The following is a 12,733-nucleotide window of genomic DNA, read 5'->3' on the forward strand; positions in this document are numbered from 1 at the left end:
GGAGCGGATGCTGGAGAGGCCCCGATCTTGACGCAAGCGCGGCCCGCTGCGCATCGCGAGTCGCGAATCGAGATTCGCGAAGTGCGTGGCGGCGGCGCGCGGACATGTGAGAGGCTCGGCGCCATGACAACGAGCACCTCCCCCGCCGCCCCGACCGTCGCCGAAACGCTTTCGCAAGCCATCGTGGACCTGCGCTACGAGGATCTTCCCCCGGAGGTGATCGCGAAAGCGAAGGCCTGCGTGCTCGACAACCTCGGCCTCGCCCTCGGCGGGTTCGATTCGAACGCGGCGCGCGCGGTGCGGGCGGTGCTGAAGGACATGGGGGCGACCGGGACCGTGCAGGTCCTCGGCGACGATCTGCGCCTGCCGGCCAACCTCGCCGCGCTCGCCAACGGCACGCAGTGCCACAGCAACGACTTCACCGACACGATCCTGAAGACCGTGATCCACTGCGGCCCCGCCGTGGTGCCCGCGGCCCTCGCGATGACCCAGCGGCAGCGTCTCGACGGGAAGTCGCTGATCCTGCTGACGGTGATCGGCTACGAAGTGGCCGGCCGCGTGGCGGCGGCCATCAATTCGAAGCCGGCCATGATGCACCACAAGAAGGGCTTCCATGCGACGAGCACCTGCGGCGTGTTCGGCACGGCCGCGCTCGCGGCCCGGGCGCTCGGGCTGTCCGCGGACCGGATGGCCGATGCGCTCGGTCACGCGGGGAGTTCGTCGTCCGGGCTGATCGAATCGATCACCGGCCCCACCGGCGCCGACACCTTCCGCAGCCACCCGGGCAAGGCCGCGCACGACGGCATCCTCGCGGCGCTGTATGCGCAGCAGGGGATGACCGGGCCGCACACGGTGTTCGAGGGGCGCGACGCATTCCTCCACGCCTACTCGGACGGCGACCGCTACACGCTCGAGCCGCTTCAGCGGCGCATGGGCGAGGCCTTCCAGATCCTGGACGTCGCGGTGAAGTTCCACAACGGCACGCACGCGATCGCATCGGGCGTCGACGCCATGCTCGCCATCACCGGCGAGCATTCGCTGGACATCGACCGGGTGTCGGAAATCGAAGTTCGGGTGCCGAAGATGCATGCCTACATCGGCGGCGACGACCAGGAGGCGCTGTACCGGCCGCCCAACTACAGCAAGGCGCAGATGAGCCTGCCGTTCGCGCTCGCCACCGCCATCACGCGAGGCGAGCTGTTCCTGGACCAGTACACTGAGGCGGCGCTGGCCGATGCGGCCACGCTCGGCTTCGCGCGCAAGGTGCGCGTGATCGCCGACCCGCAGATGGACGAGATGCTGAACGCGGGGAAGTGGCCAGCGAGCGTGCGGGTGACGATGACCGATGGCACGCGCCTCACGGGCGGCGTCGACTTCCCCAAGGGCTCGCCGCAGAACCCGCTCTCGGCCGAGCAGCATCAGCGCAAGTTCCGGCGGCTCTCCGAGAAGCGCATCGACAACGCGCGCTGCGATGCGATCATCGCCCTGGTCGACGATCTCGAAAGCCTTGCGGACGTCGAAACCCTCACCTCCAAGCTCGTGCCGTGATCGACCTGCAGCTGCAGGGACTGCGGGCGGTGGTGACGGGCGCCACCGGCGGCATCGGCAACGCCATCGCCGAGAAGCTTGCACTGGAGGGGTGCGCGCTCACGCTGGTGGCGCGCGATCCGCCGGCGCTGGATCGGGAGGCGGCGCGGCTGGGCGCCCTCGCCTCCGGCGCACCCGTGGCGACCATCGCCGCGGACCTCGGCCGGCCGGAAGACATCGCCCGCGTGGCCGTGTCGCTCGAAAACGCGGACATCCTCGTCAACGCGGCGGGCGCCGTGCCGCGCGGCCAGCTTCTCGACACCACGGCCGAAGCGTTCCGTTGGGGCATGGCGGTCAAGGGCTTCGGCACCATCGACCTGTGCCGCGAAGCGTTCCGCCACATGAAAGCGCGGCGGCGCGGGGTCATTCTCAACATCATCGGCAACTCGGGCCAGCGGCCGAACCCCAAGTCGGTGGGGACCTCCACGGTGAACGCGGCGCTGATCGCCTTCACGGAAGCCGTGGGGAGCATCAGTCCCGACGACAACGTGCGGGTGCTCGGCATCAACCCCGGCCTCGTCGCGACGCCGCGAACCGCCGGACTCCTTCAGGCGAGCGCCGATCCGAACGACCTCGCGTACACCCATCTGACGCGCGACCTTCCCTTCGGCCGCATGGCGCGTCCGGAGGAGATCGCCGACTTCGCGGCCTTCCTCGTCTCGGCCCGCGCCGGCTATTGCAGCGGCTCGGTCTACACGATCGACGGCGGCGCCCGGCTGCGGGTTTGAAGGGCGGCGTCAGGCGCCTGGCTCGAAGCGGACCGGCGTCGGTGACAGCAGCCCCTGCGCCACGCGCACCGCGACGTCGCGCTTCAGGATCTTTCCGCTGGGCGTGAGCGGGATATCCGCGAGCGCGAGGAAATATTCGGGCATGTCGTAGCGCGACAGCCCCGCGCGGTCCAGGTGCGCGAGCAGTTCCTCGGGCGGCACGTTGCGCCCCGAGCGGAACATGACCGCCAGGCACACCTTCTCGCCGAGTCGCTCGTCGGCCACGGGCACGGCGCACGCGCGCTCCACGGCCGGATGCTGCATCGCGAGGCCTTCGATGCGCGCGGGGTGGATGTTGTGCCCGCCGCGGATGATCAGGTCCTTCTTGCGGCCGGTGATCCGCAGATAGCCCTGCGCGTCGATGCGGCCCAGGTCGCCGGTCATGAACCAGCCGCCCGCATTGAATGCCGCGTCGTTGGCGCGCTGGTCGTCGAAGTAGCCGAGCATCAGGCTCGCACCCCGGCCGCCGATCTCGCCGATCTCGTCCACGCCCGCTTCGAGGTCCGGGTTCTCCTGCGAGAACACGCGGACCTCGAAGCTGTCGCAAACCTGGCCGGAGGTCTCCACGATCCTGTCGACGGCGTCGTTCATGCGGGTGTAGTGCGTGGAGCCGGACTCGGTCATGCCGTAGCCGCTTTGCGGGGTCACGCCGCGTTCGAGCAACTGCGCGATCAGGCTGCGAGGCGGCGACGCGCCCGAGACGCGAAAGCCCACGAGCGAGGCCGGCGGCCGCGCGTCGCGCGCATCCAGCTCCGCCAGCAGGTCCATGGCATGCGTGGGCACGCCGACAGCGAAGGTGGCCCCGACCTCCCCGAGCCGATCGAGCAGGCTGGCGCCACGCGCGAGATCGTGAACGACCAGCTCGCCGCCGACCGCGAGCGTCGTCACCATGGAGAGCATGCCGAGGCTGTGGCTGATCGGGCTGAGGGTGTAGAGCACGAGGCGTTCGTCGAACCGCCAGTCGGCGATCATCGAGCGGGCATTCGCGAGCAGCGTGTTGTCGCTGTGCATGACGCCCTTGGGCTGGCCTGTCGTGCCCGACGTGAACGCGAGCGAGCTGACGCAGTCCGGATCGGCGCACGGCCCCGGCTGGCCCGGCGCAGGCTCCGCCGGCAGCGGTCGCGGATCGTCCGACCCGGGCCGGCCGAGCTGCCAATGGACCTTGAGCGTGGGAGCCGTGCCGAGCTCGGCGAAGATGTCGCGGCGCGAGGCGTCCGCGCCGTATCCGGACTCCCCGACGAACGCGGCTGCGCCCATGCGCTGCATCAGTTCCAGGACCTGGGCGCTCGTGTGGTCGCGGTGCAGCGACGGGCAGCAGACGAAGCCCGACCGCGAGCACGCGACCATGACGACCACGGTTTCGATGCGGCTCGACAGCCAGGCTGCGACGCGGTCGCCGCGCCGCAAGCCAGCGGCCGAGAGATGCGTGGCGAGCGCTTCCGCTCGCTGCAACAGGTCGCGGTAGGAGAGCGAGCCTGCGCTGCTTCTCACCGCCGTGCGCGCGCCACGGGCGGCCGCATGCGACTGCGCCAGCGAGAACAGCGTGTCGCGCTTCCAGTGGCCGGCGGCGTAGCAGCGTTCGAGCGCTTCGCGCGAGAGCAGCGTAAGGAGGGTGTGCGTCATCGGCTTGCGCATCTTCGGCGAAAGCCGGAGGCCGGTGAATCTCGATCCGCGAAGGTCGCTTCGCGAAGCAAGAGCGTGGCGGGTTCGGGATATGCGACTCTCGGGTTTGTCAGCCTTGCAATGTGAGCCACGGAGCCTGAATGAGCAGAATCGGATTCGACATCGGCGGGACCTTCACGGACTTCGCCCTCGAACGCCCCGGTCGACCCCTGTTTTTCCACAAGGTCTCGAGCACGCCCGCCGATCCGTCGCAAGCCGTGGCGCGCGGCATCGCCGAGCTGGTCGAGCTCGCCGGCGTGAAGCCGGAGGAAATCGCGAGCGTCCTGCATGCCACCACGGTGGCGACGAACGCCATCCTGGAGCGCAAGGGTGCGCGCACCGCGCTGATCACCACCGCGGGCTTCCGCGACGTCATCTTCATCGGCCGCCAGAAGCGCTACGACGTCTTCGACCTCTACCTGAAAAAGCCCCGGCCGCTGCTGCAGAGGCGCGACGTCTTCGAGGTGGAGGAACGCCTGGCCGCGGACGGCACGGTGCTGCGCGGCCTGGACGCCGAAAGCCTCGACCGCGCGGTCGAGGCGGTGGTCGCCGGCGACTATGCGAGCGTGGCGGTGTGCCTGCTGCATTCGTTCGCGAATCCCGGGCACGAGCGGCAGGTGTTCGAGACGCTGCGGTCGCGGGCGCCGGGTCTGTCCGTGACGATCTCTTCGGACGTGTCGCCGCGCTATCGCGAGTACGAGCGAACCAGCACCACGGTGACCAACGCCTACGTGCAGCCCACCGTGAGCCGCTACGTCGACCAGCTCCAGCGCGTCCTGGAGACGCTGCGCATCCGCAGCGCGCTGTCGATCATGCAGTCCAACGGGGGGCTCGTCTCGCCGGAGGTCGCGCGCACCTATCCCGTGCGCATCGTCGAGTCGGGCCCTGCGGCCGGCGTGCTGATGTGCGCCGAAGTGGGGCGCGAACTGGGCCTGAGCCAGCTCCTGAGTTTCGACATGGGCGGCACCACCGCCAAGCTGGGCGCGATCGACGGCGGGCGTCCCTCCATCGCGGCGACCTTCGAAGTCGACATGGTGCGATTCCTCAAGGGCAGCGGGCTGCCGCTGAACATCTCGTCCATCGAGCTGCTCGAGATCGGCGCGGGCGGCGGCAGCATCGCCGGCGTGGAGATGGGCCTCATCACCGTGGGTCCGCACAGCGCGGGCTCGGACCCCGGACCGATGTGCTACGGAGCGGGCGGCACGAAGCCCACCGTGACGGATGCGAACGTCGTGCTCGGCTACATCGACCCGGACAACTTCAATGGCGGCGCGATCCGCCTCGACCTCGATGCCGCGCGTCGCGGTGTGCGCGAGACCATCGCCGAGCCCCTGGGCCTGTCGGAAGGGCACGCCGCCTGGGGCATCCATGCGATGGTCAGCAGCAGCATGGAGCGCGCGCTGCGCATCGTCTCCATCGAGCGCGGCCGCGATCCGCGGGAGTACGCGATGGTCGCCTTCGGCGGCGCGGGTCCGATCCATGCGGCGCGTCTGGCGCGGCAGGTCGGCATTCGCCGCGTGATCGTTCCGCATGGCGCCGGCGTCGGATCGGCCGTGGGGCTCCTGCGGGCGCGGCCGAAGGTCGATGCCTCCTTCACGCGCATCGTCGAGATCCGGGAGGAGCGGCACGAAGCGATCCGCACCGTCTTCGCGGAGCTGCGCGAGCGTGTCCTGCGCGAGCTGGCGCAGATGGGCGAGCGCAGCCAGGCCCTCGCCTGGAGCAACGCGGCCTCCATGCGGTATCGCGGCCAGGGCCATGAACTGCGCGTCGAGCTGAGCGAGGATCCGTCGAGCCCGACCTACGTGCAGCACGTGCTGCAGCGCTTCGAGGAAGCCTACAAGCGCAACTACGGCTACACGGAAAACGGCGCGCCCGTCGAGGCGACGGAGTGGTATCTCGCGGCGGAACTGCAGGCCGAGGGCGGCGAAGCGCAAGCGGCGGACGCGGCGGTATCGTCGAGCGCATTGAAGGCCCCGGACGCAGCCACGCCGGGCCGCAAGCCCGCGCGCCGCCAGCGCCTCGCCTATTTCCCGGAAGCCGGCGAATACCGCAGCGTCCCCATCGTCGAGCGCGCGAGCATCGCGCCCGGCGAGCGGATCGTCGGGCCGGCCGTCATCGAGGAACGCGAAGCGACCACCGTCATCCTCGAAGGCGACGAAGCCTTCGTCGGCCGCAACGGCCATCTGATCATCGACATCGCGGGGCAGCAACCATGAGCGCTCGACTCGACCCCATCTCGGTTTCGGTCGTCTGGAATTCGCTGCTGTCCATCTCCGAGGAGATGGGCAGCACCTTGCGCCGCACCGCCTACTCGGAGGCCGTGCGCGAAGGTGACGACTTCTCCACCGGCCTCTTCGACCGCCGAGGCCGCCTGATCGCACAGGGGAACTACTCGCCGGGCCACCTGGGCGCGATGCCCTACGTGATGGAACACGTGCTCCAGCGCTATCCGGCGGACTCCTTCGTTCCCGGCGACTCGGTCGTTCTCAACGATTCCTACCTCGGCTCCGGCCACCTGCCGGATTTCTTCATGGTGACGCCGGCCTTCCGGGGCGCCGATCTGATCGGCTTCGCGGTGAACGTCGCGCACCACGTCGACGTCGGCGGCGCGGGTCCGGGCTCGCAGGTCGTGCAGGGCGTCACGGACGCCTATCAGGAAGGCATCCGCGTGCTGCCGGTGAAGCTGGTGCGCGGCGGCGAGTTCGAGCCCGACCTGCTGCAGCTCATTCTCGGCAACGTGCGCATTCCGGCCAAGGTACAGGGCGACCTGCGCGCCCAGCGCAACGCGAACTTCGTCGGCGCGAACCGCCTGTGCAAGCTGTACGAGGACATGGGCGAGGCGACCGTCGAAGCCTCCATCGACGAGATCCTGGCGCGTTCCGAGGCGCAGATGCGAAAGCTGCTGTGCGCCATCCCGAACGGCACCTACAGCTTCGAGGATAGCCTGGACGACTACGGCACGGGCACGGCGCCGATCCGCGTGGCGGTGGACGTGACCGCGCAGGATGGAACGGTGACCGTCGATTTCTCGCGCAGCAGCGACCAGGTCGCCGCGGGCATCAACTCGTACATCAACTACACCCGCGCCTACGTCGGCTTCGCCGTGCGGACGATCGCGGGCGCGCTCCTTCCGCAGAATGCCGGCACCATCGGCGCCGTGAAGGTGCAGGCGCGCGAAGGCTGCTTCTTCAACCCCGTGCATCCCGCGCCGAGCGGCGGGCGCGCGACGGTGCAGATCCGCATCTACGAAGCCATCGCGGGTGCGATGGCCCAGGCGCTGCCGAAGCGGGCGATGGCGGCCTTCTCGCATTGGTCGAACCCCAACATCGGCGGCTTCGACGAGACGCGGCAGCGCCGCTTCGTGATGTACGACCTGCTGCTCGGCGGCTATGGCGCGCGCTTCGATTCGGACGGCACCGAAGCGCTGTCGCCGGTGTTCAGCTGCTCCAACATTCCGGTCGAAGTCCACGAGATGAACAACCCGGTCCTGGTGCGCAAGTTCGCGTTCATCCCGGACAGCGGCGGCGCGGGCGAGTTCCGCGGCGGCACCGGGATCTGCAAGGAGCTCGAGATCCTGTGCGGCGAAGCGACGCTCTCGCTGCTCGGCGACCGGCACGCGTTCGAGCCCTTCGGCATCCACGGCGGCCAGCCGGGATCGCTCGCGCGCACGACGCTCGTGCGGCAGGGCGAGGAACGACCCCTCGGATCGAAGCAGGTCGTGTCGCTGCAGCGTGGCGACATCGTGCGGCTCGAGCTCAACGGCGCAGGCGGCTGCGGCGACCCCGCGAAGCGCTCGCCCAAGGCGGTCGCGGACGACCTGGCCGATGGATTCATCACCGAACAGGCGGCGAAGTCCGTCTACGGCGGCGGATAGGCGAGCTTTCGATTCGCCGTCCCCACTCCACAAACCCATCCAGAGCATTCAACGATGAACACGAAGACAGTCGAGAGGCAGACACCCGCCGTCATGGACAAGCACCTCGTCCCGGGCTCGAACATGGCGCAGCCCACCATCGTGGAGGGCAGCGGCTGCATCGTGACGGACATCGACGGCAAGCGCTACCTCGACCTGGAGGCCGGCCCCGGCGTCGTGTCGGTCGGGCACTGCCATCCGCGCGTGACCGCCGCCATCCGCGAGCAGGCCGGCAAGATGCTACAGGGTCCGGGCCGCTACTTCAGCCCGCTCACGAGCGGGCTGGCGGAACGCATTTCGAATCTGAGCGACGACCGCCTCTGCCGCGTGTTCTTCGCCAACAGCGGCGCGGAGGCGAACGACGGCGCGATCAAGATCTCGTTCAAGCACGCGACGAAGACGCACCGCCAGGGCTACGGCGTGCTGTCGCTGGAGCACAGCTTCCATGGCCGGCTCTCCCTGCCGCTCAGCCTGACCGGCAACGCGAGCCGCAAGAAGGGGTTCGGTCCGTACGCGGCCTTCCCCGGCATCGTCCATGGACCCGCGCCGTACTTCTACCGCAGCGGCGCGAAAAACGAACTCGACTTCGGCAAGGCCTGCGCGCTGCAGATCGAGGACATCATCAAGACGCGCGCGCCGGGCGAGATCGTCACGATGATCCTGGAGCCCATCATCTGCGTGGGCGGCGTCTTCGTGCCGCCGGACAACTACCTGCCCGAAGTGCAGCGGATCTGCCGCAAGCACAACATCACGATCGTCATGGACGAGGTGTTCAGCGGCTGGGGACGCACCGGCAAGCTGATGGCCCACCATCACTGGGACGTGGAGCCCGACATCGTGACCTTCGCCAAGGCGATCGGCGGCGGCGTTCCGCTGGCCGGCTTCATGGCCACGGAAAAGCTCGGCATGGCCTTCGACGAGGGCGACCACTTCACCACCTTCGGCGCCAACAACCAGATCGGGATGGCCGCGGGCCATGCCGTGCTCGACATCCTCGCGGAAGAGAAGCTCGCGGAGAACGCGCAGGACCTCGGCGAGCGCTTCCTCAATGGCTTGCGACAGCTGAAGGAGAAGCATCCCGCCATCGGCGACGTCCGCGGCCGCGGGCTGATGATCGGCGTGGAGCTCGTGAAGGACCGCGCGACCAAGGAGCCGCATCCCGCGCTGACGACGCACGTGCAGAAGACGCTTCGCGAACGCGGCGTGCTGGTGTCGACCACCGGCGTCCATGGCTGCGTGCTGCGCATCACCCCGCCGCTCGTGCTTACCGCCGACCAGGTGGACGAAGCCCTGCGCCAGATCGACGGCGTGCTGGAGGATTCCCGCCATGTCTGAACGTCCCTACCTCTCCCAGCTGCTGATTCGCGGCGCGCGCGTGGACGGCGAATCGTTCGAGACGCTGCACGAGAAGTACCGGCACCAGCCTTTCGGGCGCATGGCGATCGCCTCGCCGGCGCAGATCCAGGAGGCCGTGACCGGCGCGCGCGAAGCGTTTGCAGCGCATGTGCTGGAGCCATCGCAGCGCTTCGAGATCCTCTCGAGGGCCGCGCGCCTGATCGTCGAGTGGACCGAGGAGTTCTGCGACCTCATCATCGACGAGACCGGCTTCACGCGGTCCGACGCGGAGAACGAAATCCGCCGCTGCGCGCAGACCCTGCAACTGTCGGCGGAAGAGGCGAAGCGCCTGCAGGGCGACATGGTGCCGATGGATGCCACGCCGGGACTGAAGAACCGCATGGGCTTCACCATCCTCGTGCCGCGCGGTGTCGTGTGCGCGATCACGCCCTACAACTCGCCGCTCAACACGGTCGCGCACAAGCTCGGCCCCGCGCTGGCGGGAGGCAACGCCGTCGTCCTGAAGCCGTCGGAGATCACGCCGCTCACGGCCTCGCTGCTGTGCCAGGCGATCATCGAGGCGGGCCTGCCGCCGGGCCTGCTGTCGCTCGTCCATGGGACGGGCGCCGATGCGGGACGCGCGCTGCTCGCGGATCAACGGATCTCGTACTACACCTTCACCGGCAGCACGCGCGTCGGCAAGGAGATCCAGCAGGCGGCGGGCCTGCGCGGCACGCAGCTCGAACTGGGCTCCATCGCCAGCACCATCGTCTGCCACGACGCCGATCTCGACCTCGCCGTGACGAAGCTGGCGGGTGCCTGCTTCCGCAAGGCCGGGCAGGTCTGCACCTCCGTGCAGCGCGTGCTGGTGGACCGGCGCATCTTCGACACCTTCGCCGAGAAGCTGGTCGCGGCCTCGCGCGCGGTGCCGTTCGGCGATCCGCGCGATGCGCGGACCATCGTCGGCCCGATGATCAGCCTCGACCACGCGAAGCGCGCGCAGGCGTGGATCGAGGAGGCGGTGAATGCGGGCGCACGGCTGCTGCTGGGCGGCGTGCCGGATGGCGCGGTGCTACCGCCCACCGTGCTGACCGACGTGAGCGCGGAGATGAAGGTCGTGTGCCAGGAGATCTTCGCGCCCGTGGTCTCGCTCGTGCCCTTCGACAAACTCGACGATGCGATCGCGCAGGCGAACGGCACCCCGTTCGGCCTCGCGGCCGGCATTTTCACGCGCGACATTTCGACGGCGCTTCGTTCGGCGCGAAAGCTGGACTTCGGCGGCATCCACATCAACGAGACCTCCAGTTCGCGGGTCGACGTCATGCCCTTCGGCGGCGTCAAGGACAGCGGCTTCGGGCGCGAAGGCCCGCGCTACGCCGTGCGCGAAATGATGGAAGAGCGTCTCGTCACCATTTCCTACTGAACTTATTCACCATTTGCAAGGAGCGATCCAATGAGCAATTCGAGCAGGTTGAAGTCGAACGACAGCGCGCCGGAGCCGAAGCGGCAAGGCGTGCAGCGAGGCAGGCGTGTGCTTCTGGGCCTGGCCGCGGCCGGCGGCCTGCTCGGATTCGCGCAGAACGCCGTCGCGCAGGCGTTCCCCAGCAAGCCGATCCGCATCGTCGTCGCGTTCGCGCCGGGCGGCACCTCCGACGTGCTCGGGCGCCACATCGCCAAGCAGATGAGCGCGCAGATCGGGCAGTCCGTGGTGATCGAGAACAAGCCGGGCGCGTCGGGCGTCATCGGCGCGGACTTCGTCGCGAAGGCCGCGCCGGACGGCTACACGATCGGCATGATCAATTTCTCGCACGCGGCGATTCCCGCGGTGACGAAGACGCCCTACGACCTGAAGGACCTGACGCCGATCAGCATGATCGGCACCCTGCCCGTGCTGGTGAGCGTGAACGCCGCCGTGCCGGTGAAGAACCTGCAGGAACTGATCGCGATGGCGCGCAGCAAGCCGGGCGGGCTGAGCTATGCGAATGCGGGCACGCTCACGGCCGGCCACCTGGCGATGGAGATGCTGAAGTTCCAGGCGGGCGTGGACGTGGTCGCGGTCAACTACAAGGGCGGCGGCCCCGCCATGAACGACCTCGTCGCAGGACAGGTGCAGATCGGCGCGGCGGGCCCGACGGCCCACCTGCCCTTCATCAAGGCCGGCAAGCTGCGCCCGATCGCCACCACGGGCCCGAAACGCTCGACGATCCTGCCCGACACGCCCACGATGTCGGAAAGCGGACTCTCCGGCTTCGACCTGAACGACTGGTACGGCATGTTCGCGCCTCCCGGCACGCCGGCCCCCATCGTGGCGGAGCTGAACCGCCAGCTCGTCCTCGCGCTGCAGGCGCCGGAGGTTCGCAACTCCTTCGCCACGCTCGGCGCCGAAGCGGGCGGGAGCAGCCCGGAAGAACTCGCGCGGTTCACGGCCAGCGAGATGGACAAGCTGCGCAAGCTCGCGACGTCGATCAAGTTGAAGGTGGAGTAGCGGGCGGGGCGGGCCTGCGGTCCGACGCGTGGCGCCCGCCCTTCGCGAGGACTACACCGTGGGGACCGTGCCGCCATCGATCACGTGCTCCGTGCCCGACACCGACGCGGCACGGGGCGACACGAGGAACGTGATCAGGTCGGCCACCTCCTGCGGTCTGGCGGGACGTCCAACGGGGATGCCGCCGAGCCAATTCATGACGAGCTTCTTGCCACCCTCGTAGTCCGTATTCGCCTCGCTCGCCATGCGCTGCGCGAACGCGACCGACGCCTCCGTTTCGATCCAGCCCGGCGAGACGCGCAGAACGCGAATCCCTTTCGGCGTCACCTCCTTCGACAAGGATTTGCTGTACGTGGAGAGGGCGCCTTTCGCCGCCGCGTACGCGGTCGTCGACTCGGGAAGCGGAAGCACACGCTGGATCGAAGTCACGTGCAGGATGACGCCCGCGCCTTTTTCCAGCATCGCGGGAAGTAGCGCACGGTCGAGACGGACTGCGGACATGAGGTTCAGGTTCAGCTCGTCGAACCAGGCCGTGTCGTCCAGGGCCGCGAAGCCGCCTGCCGGCGCGTGGGAGCCCCCCACCGAGTTGACCAGGATGTCGACGGCGCCCCAGCGCTGCGCGACTGCGCGCGCCACCGCCGTCGCGCCTTCCGCGGTCGCCAGGTCGGCCTGAACGTATGTCACGCCCTCCACAGGCGTCTCGGGCGCGGTGCGTGCAGTCGTCACCACCTGCACTCCGGCGTCGCGCAGACTCATGACGATTGCAGCGCCCAGGCCTTTCGTGCCGCCCGTCACCAGCGCACGCTTCCCATTCAGTTGCAGATCGAAGCTCATGCCGTGAACTCCAGCGATTCGGTCAGGCCGCGCGCGGGGCGAAATGGCGACGTCAGAGTCAAGCTGTGCATGTCAATGGTTCCAGGAAGTTGATGACGATGCGTAGGATGCAGCGCGAACGGCGTTCAGTGAATGGCCTATGATCTGGAT

General features: G+C 68.9%; 9 protein-coding genes. 7 read left to right on the top strand and 2 right to left on the bottom strand.

What is annotated here, in order from left to right; genetic code table 11:
* Window positions 1–123 precede the first annotated feature (123 nt).
* Both AB7E83_RS03280 and AB7E83_RS03285 read left to right on the top strand, forming a co-directional pair.
* The gene (locus AB7E83_RS03280; RefSeq protein ID WP_428565370.1) at window positions 124–1,548 is read left to right on the top strand and encodes an MmgE/PrpD family protein; all 1,425 of its coding nucleotides are present in this window, start codon (window positions 124–126) and stop codon (window positions 1,546–1,548) included.
* A complete protein-coding gene (locus tag AB7E83_RS03285) occupies window positions 1,545–2,315 on the top strand; it encodes a short-chain dehydrogenase/reductase (protein ID WP_428565372.1) in 771 nt (256 codons plus the stop codon). The genes AB7E83_RS03280 and AB7E83_RS03285 overlap by 4 nt, the downstream gene beginning before the upstream one ends.
* Before the next feature lie 9 nt (window positions 2,316–2,324).
* Here the strand turns inward: AB7E83_RS03285 and AB7E83_RS03290 are convergent, their stop codons facing one another.
* Window positions 2,325–3,977 carry a class I adenylate-forming enzyme family protein gene (locus AB7E83_RS03290; protein WP_428565374.1) on the bottom strand — a complete coding sequence of 551 codons (1,653 nt, stop codon included), beginning with the start codon at window positions 3,975–3,977 and terminating at the stop codon, window positions 2,325–2,327.
* 140 nt (window positions 3,978–4,117) lie between these two features.
* On the opposite strand from AB7E83_RS03290, the gene AB7E83_RS03295 reads away from it, so the two are divergent.
* Genes AB7E83_RS03295 through AB7E83_RS03315 form a run of 5 tightly spaced genes read left to right on the top strand, consistent with a single transcriptional unit; the run spans window position 4,118 to window position 11,749 of the window.
* Complete coding sequence (locus AB7E83_RS03295) at window positions 4,118–6,232, top strand: hydantoinase/oxoprolinase family protein (RefSeq protein ID WP_428565375.1); 2,115 nt, start codon at window positions 4,118–4,120, stop codon at window positions 6,230–6,232.
* The gene (locus AB7E83_RS03300; RefSeq protein ID WP_428565377.1) at window positions 6,229–7,890 is read left to right on the top strand and encodes a hydantoinase B/oxoprolinase family protein; all 1,662 of its coding nucleotides are present in this window, start codon (window positions 6,229–6,231) and stop codon (window positions 7,888–7,890) included. Before AB7E83_RS03295 ends, AB7E83_RS03300 begins: the two co-directional genes overlap by 4 nt.
* A 54-nt stretch (window positions 7,891–7,944) precedes the next feature.
* On the top strand, window positions 7,945–9,264 hold the full coding sequence (locus tag AB7E83_RS03305) for an aspartate aminotransferase family protein (RefSeq protein ID WP_428565378.1): 1,320 nt from the start codon (window positions 7,945–7,947) through the stop codon (window positions 9,262–9,264).
* Complete coding sequence (locus AB7E83_RS03310; RefSeq protein WP_428565380.1) at window positions 9,257–10,687, top strand: aldehyde dehydrogenase family protein; 1,431 nt, start codon at window positions 9,257–9,259, stop codon at window positions 10,685–10,687. The genes AB7E83_RS03305 and AB7E83_RS03310 overlap by 8 nt, the downstream gene beginning before the upstream one ends.
* 30 nt (window positions 10,688–10,717) lie before the next feature.
* Entirely contained in the window at window positions 10,718–11,749 is a 1,032-nt protein-coding gene (locus tag AB7E83_RS03315; protein WP_428565382.1) for a tripartite tricarboxylate transporter substrate binding protein, read from the top strand.
* A gap of 51 nt (window positions 11,750–11,800) precedes the next feature.
* Here AB7E83_RS03315 and AB7E83_RS03320 read toward each other — a convergent pair whose 3' ends face one another.
* Window positions 11,801–12,583 carry an SDR family oxidoreductase gene (locus tag AB7E83_RS03320; RefSeq protein WP_428565383.1) on the bottom strand — a complete coding sequence of 261 codons (783 nt, stop codon included), beginning with the start codon at window positions 12,581–12,583 and terminating at the stop codon, window positions 11,801–11,803.
* Window positions 12,584–12,733 lie beyond the last annotated feature (150 nt).

Source organism: Ramlibacter sp., from assembly GCF_050250995.1.
In the GTDB taxonomy this organism is placed as follows: Bacteria; Pseudomonadota; Gammaproteobacteria; order Burkholderiales; family Burkholderiaceae_C; genus Ramlibacter.